The 24,399-nt window shown below is 70.0% G+C and carries 21 protein-coding genes; 17 read left to right on the plus strand and 4 right to left on the minus strand.

Annotated elements, in window-relative coordinates:
• Window positions 1–8: 8 nt before the first annotated feature.
• Window positions 9–425: a heat shock protein transcriptional repressor HspR gene (locus tag VPH61_RS05505; protein ID WP_332062486.1), complete on the plus strand. Its 417-nt coding sequence runs from the start codon at window positions 9–11 to the stop codon at window positions 423–425.
• Window positions 426–444: 19 nt separating this feature from the next.
• Here the strand turns inward: VPH61_RS05505 and VPH61_RS05510 are convergent, their stop codons facing one another.
• Entirely contained in the window at window positions 445–1,179 is a 735-nt protein-coding gene (locus VPH61_RS05510; RefSeq protein ID WP_332062487.1) for a hypothetical protein, read from the minus strand.
• A 102-nt stretch (window positions 1,180–1,281) separates the two neighbouring features.
• Here VPH61_RS05510 and VPH61_RS05515 point away from each other — a divergent pair, with 102 nt between their 5' ends.
• From VPH61_RS05515 to VPH61_RS05540, 6 genes are all read left to right on the plus strand, one after another.
• Window positions 1,282–2,439 (plus strand): class I SAM-dependent methyltransferase, encoded by a 1,158-nt coding sequence (locus VPH61_RS05515; protein ID WP_332062488.1) that lies wholly within the window; start codon window positions 1,282–1,284, stop codon window positions 2,437–2,439.
• Window positions 2,436–3,389: a DUF817 domain-containing protein gene (locus VPH61_RS05520; RefSeq protein WP_332062489.1), complete on the plus strand. Its 954-nt coding sequence runs from the start codon at window positions 2,436–2,438 to the stop codon at window positions 3,387–3,389. The genes VPH61_RS05515 and VPH61_RS05520 overlap by 4 nt, the downstream gene beginning before the upstream one ends.
• Before the next feature lie 116 nt (window positions 3,390–3,505).
• Window positions 3,506–6,643, plus strand: a complete 3,138-nt coding sequence (locus VPH61_RS05525) for an alkaline phosphatase D family protein (protein ID WP_332062490.1) — start codon at window positions 3,506–3,508, stop codon at window positions 6,641–6,643.
• Between the two features lie 101 nt (window positions 6,644–6,744).
• Window positions 6,745–7,035 (plus strand): ATP-dependent Clp protease adapter ClpS, encoded by a 291-nt coding sequence (gene clpS / locus VPH61_RS05530; protein WP_332062491.1) that lies wholly within the window; start codon window positions 6,745–6,747, stop codon window positions 7,033–7,035.
• Window positions 7,032–7,523 (plus strand): DUF2017 family protein, encoded by a 492-nt coding sequence (locus tag VPH61_RS05535; protein ID WP_332062492.1) that lies wholly within the window; start codon window positions 7,032–7,034, stop codon window positions 7,521–7,523. The genes clpS and VPH61_RS05535 overlap by 4 nt, the downstream gene beginning before the upstream one ends.
• Window positions 7,524–7,636: 113 nt before the next feature.
• The gene (locus VPH61_RS05540; RefSeq protein WP_332062493.1) at window positions 7,637–8,788 is read left to right on the plus strand and encodes a DUF998 domain-containing protein; all 1,152 of its coding nucleotides are present in this window, start codon (window positions 7,637–7,639) and stop codon (window positions 8,786–8,788) included.
• 28 nt (window positions 8,789–8,816) lie between these two features.
• Here VPH61_RS05540 and VPH61_RS05545 read toward each other — a convergent pair whose 3' ends face one another.
• Both VPH61_RS05545 and VPH61_RS05550 read right to left on the minus strand, forming a co-directional pair.
• Window positions 8,817–9,971, minus strand: a complete 1,155-nt coding sequence (locus VPH61_RS05545) for an epoxide hydrolase family protein (RefSeq protein WP_332062494.1) — start codon at window positions 9,969–9,971, stop codon at window positions 8,817–8,819.
• Window positions 9,972–10,125: 154 nt separating this feature from the next.
• Window positions 10,126–10,533, minus strand: coding sequence for an SHOCT domain-containing protein (locus VPH61_RS05550; RefSeq protein WP_056007404.1), 408 nt, complete (start codon window positions 10,531–10,533; stop codon window positions 10,126–10,128).
• A 290-nt stretch (window positions 10,534–10,823) separates the two neighbouring features.
• Between VPH61_RS05550 and VPH61_RS05555 the strand changes: the two genes are divergently transcribed.
• From VPH61_RS05555 to VPH61_RS05570, 4 genes are all read left to right on the plus strand, one after another.
• Entirely contained in the window at window positions 10,824–12,131 is a 1,308-nt protein-coding gene (locus VPH61_RS05555) for an ion channel protein (RefSeq protein ID WP_332062495.1), read from the plus strand.
• A gap of 105 nt (window positions 12,132–12,236) precedes the next feature.
• The gene (locus VPH61_RS05560) at window positions 12,237–13,892 is read left to right on the plus strand and encodes a SulP family inorganic anion transporter (RefSeq protein WP_332062496.1); all 1,656 of its coding nucleotides are present in this window, start codon (window positions 12,237–12,239) and stop codon (window positions 13,890–13,892) included.
• 36 nt (window positions 13,893–13,928) lie between these two features.
• Entirely contained in the window at window positions 13,929–14,600 is a 672-nt protein-coding gene (locus VPH61_RS05565) for a GAP family protein (RefSeq protein WP_332062497.1), read from the plus strand.
• Window positions 14,600–15,667 carry an AI-2E family transporter gene (locus VPH61_RS05570; protein WP_332062498.1) on the plus strand — a complete coding sequence of 356 codons (1,068 nt, stop codon included), beginning with the start codon at window positions 14,600–14,602 and terminating at the stop codon, window positions 15,665–15,667. The genes VPH61_RS05565 and VPH61_RS05570 overlap by 1 nt, the downstream gene beginning before the upstream one ends.
• 66 nt (window positions 15,668–15,733) lie before the next feature.
• Here VPH61_RS05570 and VPH61_RS05575 read toward each other — a convergent pair whose 3' ends face one another.
• Window positions 15,734–18,058, minus strand: coding sequence for an arylsulfatase (locus VPH61_RS05575; RefSeq protein ID WP_332062499.1), 2,325 nt, complete (start codon window positions 18,056–18,058; stop codon window positions 15,734–15,736).
• Between the two features lie 195 nt (window positions 18,059–18,253).
• Here VPH61_RS05575 and VPH61_RS05580 point away from each other — a divergent pair, with 195 nt between their 5' ends.
• The 6 genes from VPH61_RS05580 to VPH61_RS05605 all read left to right on the plus strand — a co-directional run bounded on the left by VPH61_RS05580 (window position 18,254) and on the right by VPH61_RS05605 (window position 23,894).
• Complete coding sequence (locus VPH61_RS05580) at window positions 18,254–19,882, plus strand: SulP family inorganic anion transporter (protein WP_332062500.1); 1,629 nt, start codon at window positions 18,254–18,256, stop codon at window positions 19,880–19,882.
• Window positions 19,883–19,964: 82 nt separating this feature from the next.
• Window positions 19,965–20,393, plus strand: coding sequence for a DUF6325 family protein (locus VPH61_RS05585; RefSeq protein ID WP_332062501.1), 429 nt, complete (start codon window positions 19,965–19,967; stop codon window positions 20,391–20,393).
• Between the two features lie 4 nt (window positions 20,394–20,397).
• A complete protein-coding gene (locus VPH61_RS05590) occupies window positions 20,398–20,769 on the plus strand; it encodes an SHOCT domain-containing protein (RefSeq protein WP_332062502.1) in 372 nt (123 codons plus the stop codon).
• 78 nt (window positions 20,770–20,847) lie between these two features.
• Window positions 20,848–21,990: a type III polyketide synthase gene (locus VPH61_RS05595; protein WP_332062503.1), complete on the plus strand. Its 1,143-nt coding sequence runs from the start codon at window positions 20,848–20,850 to the stop codon at window positions 21,988–21,990.
• Between the two features lie 25 nt (window positions 21,991–22,015).
• A complete protein-coding gene (locus VPH61_RS05600; RefSeq protein ID WP_332062504.1) occupies window positions 22,016–22,729 on the plus strand; it encodes a methyltransferase in 714 nt (237 codons plus the stop codon).
• Complete coding sequence (locus tag VPH61_RS05605; protein WP_332062505.1) at window positions 22,722–23,894, plus strand: FAD-dependent oxidoreductase; 1,173 nt, start codon at window positions 22,722–22,724, stop codon at window positions 23,892–23,894. Before VPH61_RS05600 ends, VPH61_RS05605 begins: the two co-directional genes overlap by 8 nt.
• The last annotated feature ends 505 nt before the right edge of the window (window positions 23,895–24,399 follow it).

Consider the following 24,399-nt stretch of genomic DNA (forward strand, 5'->3'; position numbering starts at 1 on the left):
CGGTGGAGATGAACGAGAGGAGCCCGCTCTTCGTCATCTCCGTCGCCGCCGAGCTCGCGGGCATGCACCCGCAGACGCTGCGCCAGTACGACCGGCTCGGGCTCGTCTCGCCGACCCGCACCGCGGGTAAGTCGCGGCGCTACTCGATGCACGACGTCGTGCAGCTGCGCGAGATCGCCCAGCTCTCGAGCGAGGGCGTGAGCCTCGAGGGCATCCGCCGGGTGCTCGGCCTCGAAGACGAGGTGGCGACACTGCGTGCGCGCGTGCGCGAACTCGAGGCCGCGCTCGCCGACGAGATGCTGAACCGCCCCGGCCGGCGCGTGTTCGCGGCGGGTTCGGCGGGCGAGGTCATCTCGCTGAAGGCCGGCACCCGGGTGCGACGCGAGAACGCGGTCGTCGTCTGGCGCCCGCTCGAGCGCGACTAGCGCAACTTGCGCGAACTGCTCAGCGGCCCCACGCCGACGCCGGCGCCTCGATGACGTCGTAGGGCCGCGAGCTCCAGTGCGTGCCATAGCCGTAGTGGCTCGACGCCCATGCCGAGGCCCAGATGGCCTGCGCCGTCGCGTCGGCCGAGTCGCCCCGCGCGAGCGCCGCGTCGACCTCGGGGTACCGACCCGATTGCAGGTTCTCGGCGGCGTAGTACGCGGCCTCGATGAGGGACGGGTAACTGCCGAGACCCGAACCGCCGCCCGAGCCCTGCCCGTTGTTCAGGGGATTGTTGCGGTTCCACCAATTGTCGGCGCCGTTCTCCTGACGCATCCACCGCATCATGAACGTGATGTTCTCCTCGGTCAGCGGCCACGCGCCCTCGATGAGCACGAGCTTGGCCCAGTCGACGTTCGTGCCGCCGGCGACGAGCGTCTGCTCGCCGGTGGTCGCGACGTAGGACTCCTGCGAGACGGCGGGCGCCGCGACATCCGATGCGACCCTGAGATCTTGCACGGCTCCGCGGTGCGGCGCGTTCGCCGCCGCGACGGACGCCAGGCCGCCGGGTTGCGCCTGCGGCAGCGGGGCGAGGGCGAGTCCTGCGAGCAGGCCGATCACGGAGAGCACGGCGGCCGCGGCGAGCGACCGGCGGGGCGAACCAGTGCGCGACCGCACCGGTCGGCGGGGACGCGTCACGGGCGTCGCGACCTCATGTCGCGCCGCCCGTCGTCCCCCGGTCCGTGCGTCCTGCATGCGGCACCGAGGGTAGCAAACCCCGCCGAGAGCCGCACCCAGCGAAATCGCTCGTGATCAGGTGCACCCGTTCGGGCGGCGGGTGCCGCGTACCCTTGGGGGATGCCCTTCGACTTCGACGCCCTGCGGCGCCGCCCCGATGTCGAGGGGCCGGGGCTCGAGGCGTCGGATGCCGCGGACCGACTGATCCTCGACGAGGCGGCGGCACTCATCGGCGAGGCTGGGCCGGGGGAGATCGTCGTCGTCGACGACTCCTACGGGGCGCTCGCGCTCGCCGCGGCGTACGCGGGTGCGAGGGGCATCCGGGTGCACCAGGACCTCGTGACGGGGGAGCGGGCACTGGCCGAGAACGCGGGCCGGCTCGCGCTCGAGGGCGAGGTGCGATCGATGCCGCTCGCCCCCGAACTCGTCGCTGGTGCACGGCTCGTGCTCATGCGGCTGCCGCGCTCGCTCGACCGGCTCGATGAGGTGTCGCAGCTCGTTGCGGCGCACGCGGACCCGAGGGTCGTCGTCGTCGCGGGCGGGCGGATCAAGCACATGACGCTCGCGATGAACGAGGTGCTCGCTCGCAGCTTCGGGCGGCTCGACGTGAGCCGGGCCCGGCAGAAGTCGCGAGTGCTGATGGCGTCGGAGGCGGGTTTCGAGACGCGTCCTCCTTCGTCGGGCGCTCCTCAACCCGCGGTGGGGGGCGGCTGGCCGCGCCGCACCCGGCACGACGACCTCGGCCTCACGGTCGTCGCGCACGGCGGCGTCTTCGCCGGCACGGGCGTCGACATCGGCACCCGGTTCCTGCTCGAGCAGTTGGGCGATGCTGCTCCGGATGCCGCGACCGCCGTCGACCTCGCGTGCGGCACGGGCGTCGTGGCGGCGTGGCTCGCGCGAGCGCGACCCGGGCTGCGGGTCACGGCGACCGATCGCTCGGCGTCGGCTGCGGCATCCGCTCGGCTGACCGCCGAGGCCAACGGGGTCGCGGATCGCGTGCACGTGACCCGCGCCGACGGCCTCGAGGCGCTCCCCGATGCGAGTGAGCGACTCATCGTGCTGAACCCGCCGTTCCACAGCGACGCGGCGATCTCGACCGGCATCGCCGCGCACCTCTTCGCCGACGCCGCGCGCGTGCTGGCACCCGGCGGCGAGCTCTGGTGCGTGTGGAACTCGCACCTGGCGTACCGGCCGCTCCTCGAGCGGGTCGTCGGCAGCACTCGGCAGATCGCCAGGAATCCGAAGTTCACCGTGACGGCCTCGCGGCGGGCGGCATGACCGGCGAGGTTCCGGTCACGACCAGTCGGCCGGGAGCTGAGGGCGCGGCTCGCGCAGCAGGCGCTGATGACCGGCGCCAGCTCACGGCGGTCGAGCGGGCCCTCGACCGCGGCGCGCATCGCCTGCTCGCGGGGGCGTCGGAGCGCGGCATCCGTGCCGGGTTCATCGAGTTCCTGGTGTTCGGCGCGAAGCAGGCCTGGGCCTGCATCTTCGGCGCCGCCCTGCTCGCCGTGATCGTCGCGGCACGGCTCTGGTACCCCGACGACGCGGCACTCGCACGCAACGACGCGCTCACGATCGCCGCGGTCGTGATCCAGGTCGTGATGGTCGCGACGCGTCTCGAATCGGGGCGCGAGCTCTGGGTGATCGTGCTCTTCCACGTGACCGGCACGGTCATGGAGATCTTCAAGACCGACGTCGGCTCGTGGTCGTACGACGGCGACGGCGTGCTGCGCATCGCCGGGGTGCCGCTCTTCACCGGCTTCATGTACGCGGCCGTCGGCTCGTACATGGTGCGGGTCTACCGCCTCTTCGACCTCGGCTTCACCCGCTATCCGCGGCGCTGGCTCACGGTCGTCGTCGCGGCGGCGATCTACGCGAACTTCTTCACGCACCACTTCATCGTCGACCTGCGCTGGATGCTGGTCGTGGCGGTCGTCGCCCTGTGGTGGCCGACGATGATGCACTTCCGCGTCTGGCGGCGCACCCCGCGCATGCCGGTGCTCGTGAGCTTCGCGCTCGTGGCCCTCTTCATCTGGTTCGCCGAGAACATCGGCACCTGGGCCGGCGCCTGGCTCTACCCCGACCAGCTCGACGGCTGGCAGCTCGTCTCACCGTCGAAGCTCGTGTCATGGTTCCTGCTGATGATCATCTCGGTGGTGCTCGTCACGCTCGTGTACCCGCCTCGCGCCCCTCGAAGTTCTTCGGACAACTCGGCCCCGTCGTCATAGGCACGCCCCCCGGCGTTCATCCGGCCGTTCGCACGGCGCCACGGCCGTCGGTTCAGATGATCTCCGACGGGCGCGCTGTGTTCGCGCGCGTCAATGTCGACACCGAGGAGGCCTCTGTGACCGAAACATCCGATAACCAGCCGACGAAATCGCGGGATCGCCACCTGACCAGCCGGCGAGGGTTCCTCGGCGGAGCTGCCGTGGGGGCCGCTGCGGCGCTCATCGCGCAGGGCGGGCCGGCCGCCGCGGCCGATGAGAACCCCGTGCGCGTCGCCGTGCTCGAGTTCCGCGACCAGTGGACGAGCGCGACGGGGCTCACCCAGTTGTTCACGAAGGCCGGATGCGCCGTGGTGCCGTTCGACCCGGCGAAGCCCGCGACCGAACAGGGCGTCGACCTCATCGCGTTCGGCAGCTTCACGAACAACGAGCCGACCTACGGGGCGTACATCACCGCCCAGGCCGCCTCGATCCAGGCGTTCGTCGCGGCGGGCGGCGTCGTGCTCGACATGGCGCAGTCCGACCAGTTCAACCCGACGGTCGGATACCTGCCGGCGCCGCTCATGGCGACCCGCAACGACTCCGACTACGACACGATCTTCCCGGTCGCGACCGACCACCCCCTCGTCGCCCACCTGCGCGTCGTCGACGGCAAGGTCTTCACCGGGCGCTCGACCCAAATCCGCGTCAGCTGGGAGTCGCTGCTCGACTGGCGCCAGATGCGGGTGCTGCTGAGCTGCCAGGCGGCCGGCCGGCCTCCGGCGATGCTCGAGGCCGCGCACGGCTCCGGCCGGTTCATCATCACGAGCCTCACGATCGACAAGTGCTACAACGCCGCCGGTGCCGCCCTGCAGCCGGCAGGAGCGATCGCCGACAGCGAGATGTTCTTCACGGCGCTGACCGCCTACGTGCAGAGCGTTCGCGCGGGCACCGCGCTTGAGGTGCCCCCGACCCTGCAGGCCTTCGCCGGCCCGCTGGTCGGCGACACCGGCACCGAGCATGCCCGCATCCTCATCCGGCCCGGCAGCGACCTGCACGACCGCACGACCTGGGTCTGCACCTACTCGAGCGAGGAAGGCGAACCGCAGTCGGTCGAGGCCGAGTTGTCGCCGGCCAACGACTCCACCGTGCTGTTCGACCTCACCGGGCTGATCGCGGGCACGGCCTACAGGTACTCGATCGCCCCCGCAGGCGGCGCGATCCCCGGCCTCGACGTCGGCGGCTCGTTCTCGACCTCGACGCCGCACGACGAGCCGACCCACCTCGTGATGGGCATGGGCTCGTGCGTCTGGACCGAGGCGAACCACATCTGGGACCGCATCCTCGCCGAGGGGGTCGACGGCTTCGTCATGCTCGGCGACACGCCGTACATCGACAGCACGAACCTCGACGTCGCGCGCACGAAGCAGCGCGCGTTCCTCGAGCAGCCGCAGCTCACCGCGCTGACGAGCACGATGCCCGTTTGGGCCACCTGGGACGACCACGACTTCGGCGGCAACGACGTGCACGGCGACCTCGTCGGCAAGCGCAACAACCGCACCGCCCTCGTCGACTACCGGGCGAACGCGATCTTCGGACACGACACCGACGGCGAGCAGCTGACCGTGCGCACCGAGGCCGGCGAGGGCATCTACACCTCGTTCCGACGCGGCCCGATCGAGGTGTTCCTGCTCGACCCGCGCTGGTTCAGCCGCACCGGTCCGAGCTGGGCCGACCCCGACCAGCAGACCGCGATCGGCGACGTGCAGTGGGCGTGGCTGCAGGAGAAGCTCCTCGCGAGCACGGCGCCCTTCAAGGCGCTCGCCACGGGCATGATCTGGGACGACAAGCAGAATGCCGAGAGCGACGACTGGGGCACCTACGCCCACGAGCGCGACGCGATCCTCGACTTCATCGCCGCGAACCGCATCTCGGGCGTCTTCCTCGTCGGCGGCGACATCCACGTGTCCCGTGCGCTGAACTACGGACCCCGTGTCGGGTACGACCTCTGGCAGTTCATCGTGAGCCCGATGCACAGCTCGGTCATCCCGAGCCTGAACGTGCCGCATCCGTCGCTCGTGCACAGTGCGGTCGAGCCGCACGTGTTCCTGCGTCTCGAGGCGGACACCACGGTCGAGCCGGCGACGCTGAAGGCGACCTGGATCAACCGCGACGGCAGGCGGATCTTCGAGGTGAACACCGACACCGATCAGCTCGCTCCGCAAGACGCGTGGGTGGCGTTCGAGGGATCGACCGAGCTCGTCACCGATGAAGAGGGCGTCGTGACGACCTCGTTCACGAACAACTCGAGCGACGAGATGACGGGTGTCGCGATGGCGCTCGCCGCGCCCGAGGGGTGGACTGCGCTCGCCGCCACCGATGACACGTTCGACTCGGTGCGCGCGGGCGAGAACCGCACGACCACGTGGACGGTGACGCCGCCGGCCGGTGCGCCGCAGCAGGCCTATCCGTTCACGGTCACGGGTGCGTTCTCGTCGCCGCAGGGCGCCGGCCAGGTCTCGTTCGACACGACCGTCGCCCTGCTGCCGGCCGGCACCCTGCCGCAGTCACGGCTCTCGATCGCCGGCGTCAGCAGCGATGAGAAGCCGGCGGATGCCGCGGAGAAGGCGATCGACGGCAGCGCCGCGAGCTTCTGGCACACCCGGTGGTCGACGAACCCGGCGAGCTATCCGCACTGGATCGCGATCGGCCTCGGCGCGGAGCACGCCGTCGACGGCATGACCTACCTTCCTCGGCAGTCGGGCACGAACGGCCGCATCAAGGACTACCAGCTCTTCCTCTCGCAGGACGGCGTCGCGTGGGGCGACCCGGTCGCGACCGGGTCCTTCACGGTCGGTGCCGCCGCGACGCGCGTGAACTTCGCCGCCACCTCGGCGCGATTCATCAAGCTCGTCGGAATCAACGCCCAGAACGGCCTGCAGTTCGGCGGCGCCGCCGAGGTCACGGTGCACGGCCGCCGCGTCGCGGCGCCCTCGCTCTCGGTCGATGCGGTCGCCGAGTCCCGCATCCTCGGCGGCAAGGCCTATGTCGCGGTCAAGGTGACGAACCGCGAGAGCGTGCCGATCGCGGTCGAGTTGACGTCGGCGTTCGGCACGAAGTCGTTCGCCACCGTCGCGCCGGGCCGAAACGCCACCCACACGTTCTCGGTTCGAGCGGCGAGCGTCGCCGCCGGCAGCGTGGCGGTTCGCGTGACCGCCACGGCCGGCGGTGCACCGGTGACGGTCGAGCTCTCGGCACCGTACCCGGCCGCGCCGTGATGGCCGGCGCCCGCTGATCGGCGCCGCGCTGCAGCTCGAACCGTCGGCCGGGCGGACCCCGCGGGGTTCCGTCCGGCCGACGGCCGTGTCAGGCTTGGAGCGTGACCTCCACGCTCGAACAGCTCGACACCGAAGACGCACTGCGCGCCTCGGTGCAGCTGCCGTGGCGCACGGTCGTGTGGGACGACCCGGTGAACCTCATGACCTACGTGAGCTACGTCTTCCGCAGTTACTTCGGGTTCCCGCGCGCCGAGGCCGAGCGGCTCATGCTGCTCGTGCACACCGAGGGCCGCGCCGTCGTGGCCACCGGAAACCGCGAGGCCATGGAGCGGCACGCGCAGGCGATGCACGGCTACGGCCTGCAGGCCACCGTCGAGCGGGTCGAGCCGTGATCGTCGCAGGGCTCGGCGGCGGCGAGGGCGTGCGCATCGTGCTCGAGACCGAAGAGGCGATGCTGCTCTCGGAGCTCGCCGACCAGGTCGACTCGGTACTCCTCCTCGGCGAGGCCGACGACCCCGCGCTCGGAAGGCTGCTGCCGAACGCGTACCCCGACGACCACGATGCCGCCCACGACTACACCCGCTACACGCGCGACAGCCTGGTCGACGGCAAGCGCCAGGCGGCCCAGCGGGTGCGCGACGCCACCGCGGTCGAGGAGCCCGGCGGGGTCGTGCAGATCGAACTCGACCAGTCCGAGGCGTGGGGCTGGCTGACCTTCCTCACCGACCTGCGGTTGATCCTCGCCGAACGGGTCGGCATCGTCGACGAAGACGAGACCGACGCCGACGAGACCCGCGACGACTACCTGCGTGCCGCCTACGAATGGGCGGGATTCGTGCAGGGCTCGATGCTCGAGGTGCTCGACCCCATCAAGGGCTGAGCCCGCGCTGAGTCTGCGCCGAGCCAAGGGCTGAGCCTGTGCTGAGCGTCGTTCCGCGGAGCGGGGTCCCTTCACTGGCATGCTGATGCCGAGTCCATTTCGAAGGAGCATCCGTGAGCCGAGACACCGCGACCCTGGCGCCCGCCCCGTCCTCGATCGGACGGGTGCTGCGGCATCCGGCTGCGACCGCCGAGTCGCTCGAATCGATCGCCCTGCTGATCGGCGCCGCGGTCTTCGTCGTCGGCGGTCTCGTCGCCTGGCTCGTCTTCCTGGGCCATGACCTGCCGATCGCGGGGCCGGGCTCGCTCGGTGAATTCGTCGCCGTCGGCGCGGCGATCGCGACGCTCCTCGCCTTCGTGCTCGCCCGCCTCGCGCTGCGCACCCGCAATGCCGCCGGGTTCGCCGACGCGGCCCTGCCTGGGCTCGATGCGCCGGGTGCGCGCATCCACTGGTTCGACCTCGCCGCCATCGCCCTCGCGCACGCCTTCATCGCTCTCCTCGGCTGGATCGGCCTCGCCGACCTGCTCGAGCAGAGCTTCCAGGGCGCGGTCGTCTTCACGTTCCCCGGCGCCGTGCTCGCGGGCGTCGGCATGGCCGTCACCGCCTACGCGGTGTTCCTCTCCTCGGCGCACCTGACGCCGATGCTGCTCTCGTTCGTGCTGGCCCTCTTCCTCGTGGTGGGCGCGCTCGCGAGCATGTTGAGCTCGAGCGATCCGCTCTGGTGGCAGATGAACCTGAGCGCGCTCGGCATGACGAACGACATCTCTGCGCTCGCGTTCAACCTGACCCTCATCATCGCGGGCGTCATCGTCACGACGATCGCCAGGTACGCGACGGCCGCGGTGCCGACCACGACGCACGCGGAGCTGCGCGGCCGCAACGTCGTGCGGGTCGGCATGATCCTCATCGGGATCTTCCTCGCCTGCGTCGGCGTCTTCCCGGTCGACCGATTCTTCGTGTTGCACAACACGGTCGCCACGGGCATGGCGATCGCCTTCGCCGTGCTCGTGATCGGGCTGCGCTGGTTCATCCCGTCGATGCCGAGGGTGTTCATCCTGCTCGGCTACGTCTACGTCGGCGTGATCGTGGTGCTCGCCGTGTTCTTCGCGACGGGGTACTACAACCTCACCGCGGTCGAGCTCGTCGCAGCCGTGCTCATCTTCAGCTGGATCATCGTCTTCCTCCGCAACACGGGCGCCATGCACGGGCAGTCGACGACGGATGCCGCGGCGACGCCGATCCCCGAGGTCTCCCGGGTGGCGTAGCCGTAGCTGTAGCCGGAGGCGGCCGCCGTCAGCGGAGCCCGCGGAAGAACGTGCGGATGTCGCCCACGAGGAGGTCGGGGACCTCCATGGCCGGGAAGTGGCCGCCGCGATCGAATTCCGACCAGTGCACCACGTTGTTCTCGCGCTCGGCGACCGTGCGGATCCCGAAGTCGCCGGGGAACACTGCAACGCCCGAGGGAACTCCGCTGGGTTGGGTCTCCTGGCCCCAGCTCGCCCGGCCCTCGCGGTAGAGACGGGCCGCCGACGTCGCCGTGCCGGTCAGCCAGTAGACGCTGACGTTCGTGAGTAACTGGTCGAGGTCGACCGCGTCCTCGGGCAGTTCGGCTGCGGGGTCGGTCCATTCCTTGAACCGCTCGACGATCCACGCGAGCTGGCCTGCCGGCGAGTCCGACAGGCCGACTCCGACCGTCTGCGGCCGGGTGGACTGGATCACTGCGTACCCGGTGCCCTCCTCCATCTGCTGCTGCAGCGCACCGAGCCGCGCCTGCTCCGCCTCGGTCATGGCGGCGAACTCCGCCGGGTCGCCCGAGGGGAATCCGAGGCTGCCGTTCACGTGCACGCCGATGACGTGCTCGGGCGCGATCCTGCCGAGCATCGGCGAGATCACCGAGCCGGTGTCGCCGCCCTGCGCGCCGTAGCGCTCGTAGCCCAGTCGATTCATGAGCTGGGCCCATGCGCGGGCGATCCTCGACATGTCCCAGCCGGTCTCGTGCGTCGGGCCCGAGAACGCGAAGCCCGGCATCGACGGGGCGACCACATGGAAGGCGTCGGCCGGATCGCCGCCGTGGGCGCGGGGGTCGGTGAGCGGTCCGATGATCTTCATGAACTCGACGACCGAGCCCGGCCATCCGTGCGTGAGGAGCAGCGGCATCGCGTCGGGTTCTGGCGAGCGCACGTGCAGGAAGTGCACGTTCTGGCCGTCGATCGTCGTCGTGAACTGCGGAAACTCGTTGAGCCTCGCCTCGTGCTCGCGCCAGTCGTACGACGTGCGCCAGTGGTCGGCCAGGCCCTGGAGGTAGCTCGGGGGAGTGCCGTAGCTCCAGCCGACGCCGGGCAGTTCATCGGGCCAGCGCGTCGCGGCCAGACGCCGGTTCAGGTCGTCGACTTCCGCTTGCGGAATGTCGATGCGGAACGGTCGGATGTCGGTGTTGTCGTGATTCATGGGAGCGACGCTACGCACCCATGTGGACAGTTTCCGTCCGCATTCCGAAGACCCCGAGACGGCGCTCGCGCGCCTCGTCGATCGCGTCGGGGCCGAACGACGCGAAGAGGGTCGGATGCCGAAGCATCCGACCCTCTCAGCTGCAGGTCTGGAATCAGACGGTCTGCGTGGGGTGCGCGAGCGCCTTGGCCTTCAGGAGCTCGAACTCCTGCTGGGTGATGCTGCCCGAGTCGAGGAGGCCCTTGGCCTTCGCGATCTCATCGGACGGGCTGGCAGAACCGGCCGTCTGGCGGATGTACGCGTCGGTCGCGGCCTGCGCCTGCTTGTACTCCTTCTGCGAGCGCTCGGCCATGCCGTTGCCGCGGGCGATCAGGTAGACCAGCGCGGTGAGGAACGGCACGAAGATCAGGAAGATGATCCACACCGCCTTCCACCAGCCGTTGAGCTTCTGGTCGCGGAACAGGTCGCCGATGATCGCGAAGAGCGCGAAGAGGTAGGCGATGAACGCGAACGCCCAGAGGAACCACCAGATCAGGTCCCAGAAACTTTCCCAAAAACTCATGTGCGTGTGCAGCCTTTCACTGTGAATGAACGCCCCCATAGAGCGCCGCTGAGGTGAACCTATCGCGACGCCCGGCCGCGCGTCCAGAGGCCGCGCGGGCGGAGATCGCCGCGGCGTGACGGCGTGCATCCCCGCAGCATGGCGGCCGCGGCGGTACCCTCGGCACCGGGAGGGCACGTGGCGGACTGGGTGGCATCGCTCGACATCGACGGATGGAGCCTCGGCCTCGTCCTTCCCAGCGCCACCCTGTTGCCCACCGCACCTCTCACCCCCGCAGACAGGATCTGACCGTGAGCCTCGCCATCCCGCCGCGCGACCCGCAGGTCACGCCGAAACGACTGTTCCTTCTCGCGATCCCGGCGCTCGCGATCGGCGTGATCTCCGCGCTCGTCCTCTTCGGGCTCGATCGGCTCGCCGCCGTGCTGCAGTCAGCGCTCTGGGACGCGCTGCCCGATGCGCTCGGCGTCGATCCGTCGGGCTGGTGGACCGTCGCGGTGCTCACGCTCACCGGGCTCGCGGTGGGGCTCGTGCTCCGGTTCGTGCCCGGTCATGGCGGCCCCGACTCGGCGACCACCGAACTCGTCGAGGAACCGCAGCCCCTGAAGAACCTGCCGGGCGTGCTCATCGTCACGGTGCTCGCGCTCGCCGGCGGCGTGAGCCTCGGCCCCGAGAACCCGATCATCGCGGTCAACACGGCGCTCATGGTGGCGGCCATGGCCCGCTTCATGCCCGGAGTGCCGACGCAGCTGACCGTGCTGCTCGCGGCCTCGGCCACGATCGGTGCGCTCTTCGGCACTCCCGTCGCGGCGGCCCTCGTCTTCACGGGCATCGTCGCGGCGCTGAAGTCGGGCGGTGCGCTGTGGGACCGCCTGTTCCTGCCGCTCGTCGCGGCGGGCGCCGGCGCATTCACGATGCGCCTCGTCGGCGCGCCGATCTTCTCGTTCAGCCTGCCGCCCTACGGCGCACCGCAGGCGCTCGACCTCCTCACCGGCGCGATCGTGGCGACCGCCGCCGCGATCATCGGCCTCGCGATGCTGGCCGCGTTCCCGCTCATCTACCGGGCCATGCACTCGCTCCGCCACCCGGTGCTCATCGCCACGGCCGGAGGGCTCCTGCTCGGTCTCCTCGGCTTCCTCGGCGGCCCCATCACGATGTTCAAGGGCCTCGAGGAGATCGGCGAGCTGCTCCAGGATCCCACCGCCTACGATGCGCCGCAGCTCGCCGCGATCGCGGGCATCAAGATCCTCGCGCTGCTCATCGCGGCGAGCTCGCTGTTCCGCGGCGGCCGCGTGTTCCCGGCGACCTTCATCGCCGTGGCGCTCGGCATGCTGGGCCACGCGCTGATCCCGTCGCTGCCGCTCGGCCTCGCCGTCGGCTGCGCCGTCGTCGGGGTGCTGCTCGTCGTGACCCGCGACGGCTGGATCGCGATCTTCGTCGGCGTCGCCGTCGCGGGCGACATCACGATCCTGCCGATGCTGTGCGTCATCGTGCTGCCGGCGTGGCTCCTCGTGACGGGTGCGCCCGAGTTCCGGATCGCGGCGCCGAAGAAGGACCCCGAGTCCGCGCCGGCTCCGGCGGCTCCGGCCAGCGTCGACTGAGGACGGCGGTGCGGCGCCGGGAAGAAGGCGCGACGCGGAACGAGAAGCGGGTGCAGCGCGGCATCCGCTCGCTAGGGTCGTTCTGAGCAGACGGAGGGGGTACCGGTGCAGAAGCCGCTGGTGGGGCTCAGCAGGAAGAACGTCGTGCGCGAGCTGACCGCGGGCGTCACCCTGCTCGCGATCGCGATCCCCCTGAACATCGGGTACGCGCAGATCGCCGGCCTGCCGCCGACCGCGGGCCTCTACGCGCTCATCGTGCCGACCGTCGTCTACGCGCTCGTCGTCTCGTCGCGGCAGTTGGTCGTGTCTCCGGATGCCGCGGCCGCCGCCCTCGTCGCCTCGTCCCTCGGCGGGCTCGCGACCGCCGGCAGCTCCGACTACGCGACGCTCGCGCTCGCGCAGGCGATCATCTGCGGCATCCTGTTCGTGCTTCTGTCGGTCTTCAAGCTCGGATTCATCGCCAACTTCCTGTCGAAGCCGATCCTCGTTGGCTTCGTCGGCGGCCTCGCGCTCGACATCCTCGTGAGTCAGGTCGCGAAGATGCTCGGGGTGAAGATCGACTCGGGCGGGGAGTTCGTCGACAAGGTCGTCGGGCTCGTGGCCGGTCTCGGCACGACGAACCCGTGGTCGCTCACCATCGCGGCGCTCTCGGTCGCGGTGCTCATCCTCGGCCAGCGGTTCCTGCGGCTCGTGCCGTGGGCCCTCATCGTGCTGATCGTCGCGACGGTCGTGGTCGTCATCGCCGATCTCGACGACGCCGGCGTCGACGTGCTCGGCGCGGTGCCGGCCGGACCCCCCGCGCTCACCTGGCCCGTCATCGACTGGTCGATGTGGCTCATGCTCGTGCCCTCGGCGATCGCGCTCACGATGGTGACGACGGCTGAGGGGCTGCTCGTCTCGCGGTCGTACGGGGAGAAGAACAACTACTCGACGCGGCCGAACCGCGACCTCTTCGCGTTCGGCCTCGGCAACATCGCCGCCGGTGCGAGCGGCAGCTTCGCCATGGGCTCCTCGACCTCGCGCACCGCGGCGATGGACCAGGCCGGTTCCCGCACGCAGCTGCCGTCGCTCGTGCTCGCGGTGGGAACGCTCCTGCTCCTGCTCTTCGGCACCGCCCTGCTCGCCGACATCCCGTCGCCGGCGATCGGAGCGATCGTCGGTGTCGCGATCCTCCCGCTGCTCGGCATCAAGGACTTCCGCATGCTCTGGCGTCTCGACCGCTTCGAGTTCGCGATCGCCGCCGTCTGCTTCCTCGTGACGCTCTTCGTCGGCTCGATCGCGGGCATCGTCGTGGCGTTCGTGCTGGCGCTCATCAACCTCGCCAAGCGCGCGGCGAACCCGCCGATCGACGTGCTCGCTGCCGGCGACTCGCCGACGCAGTCGCTGCTCGGGGAGGCGCCCGTCGGCACCATGACGGCGCCCGGCGTGATCGTCATCCGGCTCGCTGCACCGCTCTTCTTCGCGAACGGCTCCGTGTTCGGCGACGCCGTGAAGAAGGCCGTCAAGGCCGTTCCCGAGGGCAGCGTGCGGCACGTCGTCATCGACATGGAGGCCGTCACCGACGTCGACGTGACCGGCGCCGAGAGCTTCACCGCCCTCGTCGCCTGGCTCGACGCCCGCGGCATCGAACTCGGCTTCAGCCGGGTGAGGCCCGATGCCCGCGCCCGGTTGACCGACCTCGGCCTGCTCGGCGAGCGCCGAACCTTCGAGACCAACCGCGCCGCGCTCGCGGCGCTCTCCAGCCCACCGCAGCAGCGCTAGACGACGGCGGCACCACCGCCAGACAGGAGTACGAACATGGGCGAGGTCATCGGCGGCATCCTGCCGCTCGCGCTCGGCATCGCGATCAGCCCGATCCCGATCATCGCGGCGATCCTCATGCTGCTCTCGCCGAAGGCGAAGGGCACGAGCGTCGGCTTCATGATCGGCTGGGTGCTCGGCATCGTCGTCGCGGTCGTCGTGTTCACGCTGCTCGCCTCGATCATCCCCGAGCAGGATCCGGATGCGGCGAAGCCGATCTCGGGCGTCATCAAGCTGCTGCTCGGCGCCGGACTGCTGTTCCTCGCGCTGAAGCAGTGGCGCGGGCGCCCGAAGGCGGGCGAGACGGCCGCCCTGCCGAAGTGGATGTCGGCCATCGACTCGATGACGACGATGCGCGGCCTCGTGCTCGGCTTCCTGCTCTCGGCCGTCAACCCGAAGAACCTGCTCATGGCGGCCGGCGCCGGGGTGCTGATCGGCACGGCGGGCCTCACCGGCGGTGAGATCACCCTCGTGATCGTGATCTTCGTGATCATCGCCGCGTGCTCGGTCGCGGTGCCCGTGATCGCATATCTCCTCGCCTCCGAGAAGATGGCCGGGCCGCTCGAGTCCCTGCGCGGCTGGCTCGTGCAGAACAACGCGACCGTCATGGCGGTGCTGCTGCTCGTCATCGGCGTCGTGGTCATCGGCAAGGGCATCGGCAGCTTCTGATGACGGATGCCTCGGGCGGCCCCCTTCGACCGGGAACGGGGGGCGGCGGCTTCGCCCACGGCACCCGGGTGCTCATCACGATCGCCGCCGCCTGCATCGTCTTCGCGGGGGTGTGGTTCGCCCGCGACATCCTCGCCCCCGCCGCGGTCGCCGCGGTCGTGGTGATCATCGCGCATCCCGTGCGCCGCCCGCTCGAGCGTCGCGGCTGGCCGAGCTGGCTCGCGACGACCGCGGTGATCGTGGTCGCGTACCTGATCCTCGCGATCCTCGGAACGCTGCTCGTCGTGGCATCCGCCCAGTTCATCGGCATGCTGCCCGACTACGCCGACGAGCTCGCGGCGACCGTGCAGGCCGTCTACGAGTGGCTCACCTCGCTCGGCATGACGAGCCAGGCGGCCGAGTCTGCAGCGGCGGCGATCGACCCGAAGACGCTGCTCGACTTCGCGGCCGGCGTCGCCGATGCCGTGCTCGGCGCCGCGACGGCGTTCTTCTTCGTGCTCGCCTACGTCATCTTCATGGCGGCGGATGCGTCGGGCCTCAGCCGTGGCGATCGGGTCTTCGGCACCCCGGCCGCCGACCAGATCGGCGCGCGGTACTTCTCGGGCGTGCGCCGCTACTACGTCGTGAACGCGAGCTTCGGTCTCGTCGTGGCGGTACTCGACGGACTGTTCCTGTGGTGGGTCGGCGTGCCGATCCCGATCGTCTGGGCGATCCTCGCGTTCGTCACGAACTTCATCCCGAACATCGGCTTCGTGATCGGGCTCATCCCGCCGGCGATCCTCGCGCTCGTCGTAGGCGGGTGGCCGCTCGCGCTCGCCGTGGTGGCCGCGTACTGCGTCATCAACGTCGTGCTGCAGGTGCTCGTGCAGCCGAAGTTCGTGAGCGACGCGGTGGGCCTCAGCCTCACGCTGACGTTCTTCTCCGTCGTGTTCTGGACCCTCGTGATCGGACCGATCGGGGCGATCCTCTGCATCCCGCTGACGCTGCTCGTGCGGGCGTTGCTGCTCGAACCCGACGCGAGGTCGGGGCCGCTGCGGCGGCTGACGGGCGACCCGCAGGCGCGCTGATCCGGGCTTCCATGGATCGGGCGCCGGACCTGTGAGGCCCGGCGCCCGATCTTCATGCAGACGGCGCTACTCGCGTGCGAGCGCTGCGAGCGCCTCGAGCTCGAGGTCGAGGTACTGCTCCTCGCTCACATCGATGGCGACGCCGAGCAGCTTGCCGCCCTCGAAGGGGAACGGGTTCGTGTACTGGCCGCTGACCGCATCTGCGCTGTCCCAGCCGATGCAGAGCCCGTCGCCGCAGAGCGTGAACTTGCCGATCTGCGCGCGCATCGGCCCTTCGGCGACGATCTGGTCGTCGACGTAGAGCTTGCAGGTGCCGATCGATTCGCCGTGTTCGCCCGCGCTCTCGCGCACGAACTCCATGCCGAGCGCGTGGGCGCCCGGGGCGAGCACGCCCGACGTGAACGTCTGCTCCGGCGGGATGCCGAGGAAGTTGTACACGTAGTTGAGCTTGCCGTCCTTGATGAACAGCGTGTGCCCGCCGAAGCGCGAACCATGGGCGAAGATCACACCCTTGGTGCCCTCATCGACGATGACGTCGGCGATGATCTTGAATGAGCGGCCGCGCACGTTCACCGCCACGCTCTCGGGAACCGCACCCGTCTCGGGGTAGTACACGTAGCGGGTGCGCGGGGGCTCGGCCTGCGGGCGCTCGATCGTCAGCTGCTCGCGGGCCGGTCGGTCGTCGAGCGGGTAGACGTTGTTCGCCCTCGCCTCGGCGTCGAACGCCTCGATCAGTTCCTGCAGCTTCTCGGGGTGCTGGGCGGCGAGGTCCTTCGACTCCGAACGGTCCTCATCGACGTGGTACAGCTCCCACACGTCGTTCTCGAAGTCGCCGTGACCGGTGAGCGGCGCGTGGATGGCGGACGCCTTCCAGCCGTCCTTCCAGATGCCGCGCGTGCCGAGCATCGAGTAGTACTGCACGTGCTTGTCGGTGGGTCCGTCGGGCGCGGCATCGAACGAGCTCTTCATCGAGACGCCCGCGAGCGGCCGCTGCTTCACCCCGTTGACCTCCTCGGGGAACTCGATGCCGATGGCGTCGAGGATCGTCGCGACGACATCGACCGAGTGGTGGTACTGATGGCGGATCTCGCCCTTGGCCTGAATGCCCGCCGGCCAGTGGATGACCATCGGGTCGCAGGTGCCGCCCGAGAACTGGGCGTACCGCTTGAACATCTTGAACGGCGTCGAGAAGGCGGCGGCCCACCCGGTCGGGTAGTGGTTGTACGCCTCGGGTCCGCCCAGCTTGTCGATCATCGTCAGGTTCTCGGCGAGGTCGTCGGGGAAGCCGTTGAAGAACTTGTTCTCGTTGACCGAGCCGTCGGGCGACCCCTCTCCGGAGGCGCCGTTGTCGGCGCAGTAGAAGATGAGCGTGTTGTCGAGTTGGCCCGACTCCTCGAGGTAGTCGATGAGGCGGCCGATCTCGGTGTCGGTGTACTCGCTGAAGGCGGCGAACACCTCGGCCATGCGGCTGAACAGGCGCTTCTCGTCGTCGGAGAGCGAATCCCACGGCTTCACGAAGTCGGCCTCGTTCGCCTGGTCGTCGGGCAGCGGGTTGAACGGAGTGAGCTCGGTGCCCTCTGGCATGACACCCCGCTCGATCATCCGCTCGAGCACCCAGGTGCGGTACGCGTCGTAGCCGTCGTCGAACTTGCCCGTGTACTTGTCGATGTACTCCTGCGGCGCCTGGTGCGGGGCGTGGTTCGCGCCCGGGCAGAACCACGTGTACCAGGGCTTCGACGGATTCGAGGCGTTCTGATCGCGGATCATGCGGATCGCCTGATCGGCGAGGTCCTTCGAGAGGTGGTACCCCTCGTCGGGCGTATACGGGGGTTCGATGAATCGGTTGTCCTCGACGAGGTCGGGGTACCACTGGCTGGTCTCGCCGCCGAGGAAGCCGTAGAAGCGGTCGAAGCCCATCGCGAGCGGCCACGCCGACTTGCTGCCTCCCGAGGAGATGTCCTCCTCGGGCACGTTGTGATCCTTGCCGACCCAGAACGTCGAGTACCCGTTGTCCTGCAGCACCTGCCCGATCGTCGCGCACTCCTTCGGGAAGCGGCCCGAGTATCCGGGAAAGCCGTTCGTGCCCTCCATGATGATGCCGATGCCGTTGGCATGGTGGTTGCGGCCCGTGAGGAACGTCGAGCGCGTCGGCGAACAGATCGCGGTCGTGTGCCACTGCGTGTAGGTGAGACCGTTCGCAGCGAGCCGGTCCATCGTGGGCATGTTGATGCGCCCGCCGTACGGCGACCAGGAGGCCATGCCGGTGTCGTCGTAGAGGATGACGAGCACGTTGGGGGCGCCTTCCGGTGCCTTGGGCAGCTCGTAGGGCTTCCAGTCGGGAACGGAGTCCCGGACGTCCAGCTCGATCTTTCCCCCGAATTCCTCGGACATTCGCACAGGCCCCCTTCTCTGCGGCGGAGCGTCCACCGCTCGATCCGACGCTACTCCGAAAGCGCCCTCTCGGACACACGTCTCCGGATCGGGTCGCCCGTCGGGCGTCCGGTTAGAGTCGGCACCGGCGGCCGACGGGGTTGCCTGCCCGGTGCGCCCTTCGATCAGCGGCCGGCATGGGACGGAAGGGTGAGGATGAGCGGACCTCGGCTGTTCCCGACGCTCGCGGGGTACCGGCGCGGGTGGCTCGGGCCCGACCTCCTCGCGGGTCTCTCGGCCGGCGCCGTGGTGATTCCGCAGGCGATGGCCTACGCGACGATCGCGAACCTGCCCGTCGAGATCGGCCTCTACACGTGCATGGTGCCGATGCTCGTCTACGCGATGCTCGGCGGGTCGCGGGCGATGAGCGTCTCGACCACGTCGACCATCGCGACGCTCACCGGAACCACACTGCTCTCAGCGGGAGTCGCGGCGGGCTCCGACGACCCCGTTCCCGACCTGATCGCGCTCACGCTCCTCGTCGGCGTCATCCTGCTCATCGCGCGCCTCCTGAAGCTCGGCAGCCTCGTCGAGAACATCTCGCGCGCAACGGTGGTCGGCATCCAGATCGGCGTGGGCGCGACGGTCGCGGTCGGCCAGTTGCCGAAACTGCTCGGCGAGACGACGGATGTCACGGCGCACGGGTTCTTCCGGACCGTCGTCGCCGCGCTCGAAGCACTGCCGGTCGCGAACTGGCCGACGGTGGTCCTCTCGGTCGCCTCCATCGTCGTGCTGCTCGTGCTCAAGCGCTTCCTTCCCAAGGTGCCCGGTCCGCTGGTCGTCGTCGCAGCGGGAATCCTGCTCGTCGCGTTCGCCGGCATCGAGGGGCTGGGGATCGAACTGATCGCCCCCGTGCCGCAGGGGTTCCCACCGCCCACGCTGCCGACCTTCGCACATCTCGGAGCGATGCTGCCCGGCGCCTGCGCCATCGCCGTGATGGCGTTCCTCGAATCGACGGCGGTCGCCCGAGTCATCCGCAGCCCGGGCGACCCGCAGGTCGACTCGAACCAGGAGCTGTTCGCGACCGGAGCGGCCAACGTGGTCGGGTCGTTCTTCCAGGTGGTGCCCACGGCCGGAGGCTTCTCGCAGAGTGCGGTGAACCAGGGCGCCGGCGCCCGCACGCAGTTGTCGTCGATCGTGACGGCCGTGCTCGCCGTGCTCGTCGCCATGTTCTTCGCCCCGATGCTGAGCCTCCTGCCCCAGGCGACGCTCGCCGCACTCGTCTTCGTCGCCGTCGCGAGCCTCATCGACATCGCCTCGCTCGTGCGGTTCTGGCGCATCAACCGTGCCGACTTCTGGGTCGCCGTCGTGACTGCGGCGGTGGGACTCAGCGCCGGGCTGCTGGTCGCGGTCGCGGTCGGCGTGGCGGCGACGCTCGTCGTCGTGCTGCGGGAGCTCAACCGCCTCCGGATCGATGCCGGGCAGCCGGTGGGGGGCGTGCTGCCGATTCGCCTGCTCGGGCCGCTCTACGCCGCGAACGTGCTCGCGCACGAGAACGCGGTGCTCGACGCCGTCGCCGAGAACAGTGACGTACGCGCGGTGGCGCTCGAACTCTCCCGCCTCGACGTCGTCTCGATCACGGTGATCGACACCCTCGCCGAACTCGATCGCGAACTCGGTGACGCGGGTATCGAACTCCGGCTCGCCGCCGTTCCCGCGACGGGTGCCCGCACGGCACGTCGAGGGAGCTGGTTCGACGGGCTCGAACGCACCGGGCGGGTGTATCCGACGCTCGATGCCGCCGTTCGAGCGCCCGTCGTCGACCCGCAGTCGCGCCCGACCTGACGTTCGCCGAGGATTCACCGTGTGCTCTGGCGCACGGGCCCCGCGTCCGCGTAGTCTGCAACCACGTGAGATTGGGGAGATCATGGCGGAGTTCGAATACGGCCCGGTGGAGCTGTATCTGGTGGGGTTCGAGGGCGATCGTCCAGACCCCGGCACGCTCGAGGCGATCGGCGAGTTGATCGAGGGCGGTGAGATCCGGTTGCTCGACTTCCTCGTGATCTCGCGAGAGACCGACGGTTCGGTGCTGATCACCGAGTTCGAACAGGTGAGCGACGAATACGGCTTCGGCACGGTCGAGCTCGAGGCGATCGGTCTCGTCGCCGAAGAAGACGCCCACGAACTGGCCCAGGGCATTCCGCCGGGCACCTCCGGCGCCCTGCTCGCGATCGAACTCGTGTGGGCCAAGCGCCTCGCATCGAAGTTCGCCGAGTCCGGCGGCCTCGTGCTGCAGACAGAACGCATCCCGGCGCCCGTCGTGAACGCCGCGCTCGCAGAAGCCGAAGGGGAGTAGGAACATGCCACTGAGAAGAATGGGACGCCCGGGCCTGATCGGCATGGCCGCCCGCACCGCCGTCGTCGCCGGCACCGCCACCGCCGTCAGCGGCGGCATGCAGCGGCACCAGCAGCAGAAGGCCCAAGACCAGTACGAGCAGCAGCAGTACGAGGCGCAGCAGCAGCAGGCGCAGATCGATGCCGCGGCGCAGCAGGCCGTCTCGCAGCAGCAGGCGGCGATGGGCGTCGCTGCCCAGCAAGCCGCCGCAGCCCCGGCCGCTCCGGCCGGAGGAGTCGACATCGTCGCCGAGCTGCAGAAGCTCGCCGCGCTCCAGCAGCAGGGCATCCTCTCGCCGGAGGAGTTCGCCGCGGCCAAGGCCAAGCTCCTCGCCTGAGGCGTGAGAGCCGTAGTCGATCGACGCAGCGGGCGGAAGCCCTGTCGTCGATTCCTTCGACGTACCTAGGGTGAGGGCATGGCAGTCACGCTGAGAGGTCTTTCAACCGCGGTTCCGGCGACGGTGCTCGTGCAAGACGAGGTGCGCGATGTGTTCGCGGCCCAGCCCGGCCTCGGCCGGCTGGGCCAGCGCATCGTCGCCACATCGTTCAACGTCTCGGGCATCGAGCGCCGGCACTCCGTGCTCGACGAGCTGCGCTGGGACGCGCACCCCGAAGACCCCGTGTTCTTCGACATCGAGTCGGGTGAGTTGCTGCTGCCGGGCACGAAGGTGCGCAACGAGCTGTACGCCGAGCATGCGACGCGCCTCTACGTCGAGGCGGGCCGCGCGGCCATCGAGGCGACGCCGGGCATCGGGGCATCCGATGTCACGCATGTCATCACGGTCTCGTGCACGGGCTTCTACGCGCCCGGGCCCGACTTCATGATCGCCCGCGAGCTGGGGCTGAACCCCGGGGTCGAGCGCTACCACCTCGGCTTCATGGGCTGCTACGCGTCGATCCCGGCGCTGCGCATCGCAACTCAGCTGGCGACAGCGGATGCCTCGGCGGTCGTGCTCGTCGTCTCGGTCGAGCTCTGCACGCTGCACTTGCGCTCGTCGAACGACCCCGACACGATCGTGGCGTCGTCGCTCTTCGCCGACGGCGCCGGTTCGGGCATCGTGACCGGTCGGCCGACCGAGCCGGGTGAACGGGCCTTCGACCTCGACCGCTTCGCCACCCGCATCACACCGGTCGGCGAGGGCGACATGGCGTGGAAGATCGGCGACCACGGCTTCGAGATGGTGCTCTCGAACGCCATCCCGGCGATCATCGACGACCACATCACCGGGGCGCTCGAGCCGCTCTTCGCGCACGACGACGCACTCGCGGCGGCGCTCGCGGGCGACGGGTCGAGCGAGGCGATCGAGCACTGGGCGATCCACCCGGGCGGTCGGAGCATCCTCGACAAGGTCGAGTCGCGGCTCGGGCTCACCGAGGCACAGCTCGTGCCGGCGCGCGACACCCTGCGTGACTACGGCAACATGTCGAGCGCGACGGTGCTGTTCGTGCTGCGCAACATCCTGCATTCGGATGCCGCTGCCGACGGCGACCGCGTCGCAGCGATGGCGTTCGGGCCGGGGCTGACCGTCGAGTCGGCGCTCCTGACCGTTCGGGTGTGACGATCGTGTACCGCGGCCGGCCGGAATGACGTCGCTCGGCTCGCGCGACGCCGAGGCGCAGGAGATGATGGACTCGCCCGGCGCCGACCCGGTGATGCTCGCGAAGACCTACGAGCGCTTCCGGCTTGTCAACGCCGTCGTCTCGGGGGAGCGGGCCGTATACCTGCGTTGGATCCGTCCGCGACTCTCTCCCGTCTGGGGCACCCGGCTGCTCGACGTCGGTTCGGGCAGCGCCGACCTGCCGCGACGCCTGCTGCGGTGGGCCGAGACCGATGGGCTCCGACTCGAGATCACCGCGATCGACCCCGACGCGCGGGCGATGGCGTGGGCGTCGGCCCGGCCGCCGACGCCGGGCCTCACGCTCCGTCGCGCGATGAGCGGCGATCTCGTCGACGAGGGCGAGCACTTCGACCTCGTCGTCTCGAACCACGTGCTGCACCACCTCGACGGGCGCGAGTTCGGTGCGCTGCTGCGCGACAGCGAACTGCTGCTCGGCCCCGGCGGACTCGCGGTGCATGGCGACATCGAGCGCACGCGGCTCGGCTACGCGGGCTTCTGGCTCGGCACGCTGCCCTTCGCGGGCAACCTGCTCGCGGGCTCGTACATCCGCACCGACGGGCTCACCTCGATTCGCCGCAGCCACACCGCCGGCGAGCTCGCGCCGGTGCTGCCCGAGGGCTGGGCCGTGCGGCGGGCGTTCCCGTCGCGACTCGAGGTGGTGTGGGGAGCGGATGTCTGAGGCATCCGCCGGCCCGACGCGCACCGTCTCGCACGACGGCATGCGCGACGTCGTCATCGTCGGCGGCGGGCCGGTCGGACTGCTGCTCGCGTGCCTGCTCGCGCAGCGCGGCCGTGACGTGGTCGTCCTCGAACGCCGCACCGAGCGATCGGGCCGATCGCGTGCGATCGGCATCCACCCCCCAGGGCTGCGCGCCCTCGGGCGGGTCGGCCTCGAGGCCGAGGTGCGGGGGTCCGGCATCGAGATCCGCGACGGGCGCGTGACGTGCCGCGGCCGAGTGCTCGGCTCGATGTCGTTCGTGCGGGACGGATCCGTGTGGTCGCTGCCGCAGCTCGAGACCGAGGCGATGCTCGAGCGCCGCCTCGCCGAGCTCGCCCCCAGGGCGCTCATGCACGGCGTCGAGGTGCAGGGGCTCCGCGACCTCGGCACGCACGTCGAGGTCACGGGCGACCGCGGCGGCGAGACGGTCACGCTGCCCGCCCGCTACGTCGTCGGGGCCGACGGCGTGCGCAGCGGCATCCGGAATCTCGCGGAGATCGGCTGGGCGCCGAAGCCGGGCCGTGCGCACTACGTGATGGGCGACACCCGCGACGACACCGGCGAGCCGGCGACCGCGCTGCTCCACTTCGAGCCCGCAGGGGTTGTCGAGTCGTTCCCGCTCCCGGGCGGGCGGCGGCGCTGGGTCGCGTGGGTGCGGAGGCCCCCTCGGCAAGTCGGGCCGGCGCAGCTGGCCACGATCGTCGCCGCGCGCGTCGACGGGCGATTCGACCCCGACGCGGCCGCCGAGCCGAGCGTCTTCGAGGCGCGCCAGCACCTGGCCGAGCGGATGCACCGGGGCCGGGTCGCCCTCGCCGGCGATGCCGCGCACGAGATCAGCCCGATCGGCGGGCAGGGCATGAACCTCGGATGGCTCGACGCGGTGCTGCTCGACCGCGAGCTCGAGCACGCACTCGAGTCGGGCGCACCCTACGAGGCGTTCGAACGCTACGACCGCACACGCCGTGCCTCGGCGGCTCGGGCCATCCGTCAGGCGGCGTTCAACATGCGCATGGGGGCGCCAGCCGCGGGCGTCCGGCTCCGGGTGCGCAACGCGGCCGTGCGCACGCTCGCAGTGCCGCCGCTCCGGGCGGTGCTCGCGCGTGCGTTCACGATGCGCTGGCTGTAGAAGATGTGTCGTGACCCCTCCGCGGTGAGGAGGTCGCGGCTCACAACGCCGCGGGTCGGCGAAGCGCCCTTTGCAGGCATGTCTCGCCGATCCTGAGGCCCTCGGACCTCCGCCAAGGTGCCGCACGTTTGCGAGCGACCGCGGCGACGGCCTTCGTGTGTTGCTGGGGTCACGGGTGCGACACGCCCGGGATGCACGCAGGGTTTGCGCACCCTCTGGAATCCTCGTATTGTTGTCCTTCGTTGCCCCACAGGAGCGCAGGGCGGGATTGCTGTGAAGCGTCTGGTTCTGATCCTCAAGTTGGCACGATGATCCCGAGCTCGTGAAGGTTTGTTCTTCCGGGTTTGATGCGTTCGGATGCGTCCTGTTGGGATGGCCGGATGAGAACGTAAAGCTTCAGTGGTTGGCCCGGTTCGGGTTTGGTTGCTGGGTGCGTCCGTTCCTTGAGAACTCAACAGCGTGCACTATGTTCAATGCCAATTTTATTGAACCCCAGCTCACATCT

Origin of the sequence: Agromyces sp. CCNWLW203 (genome assembly GCF_036576125.1) — a bacterium.
In the GTDB taxonomy this organism is placed as follows: Bacteria; Actinomycetota; Actinomycetes; order Actinomycetales; family Microbacteriaceae; genus Agromyces.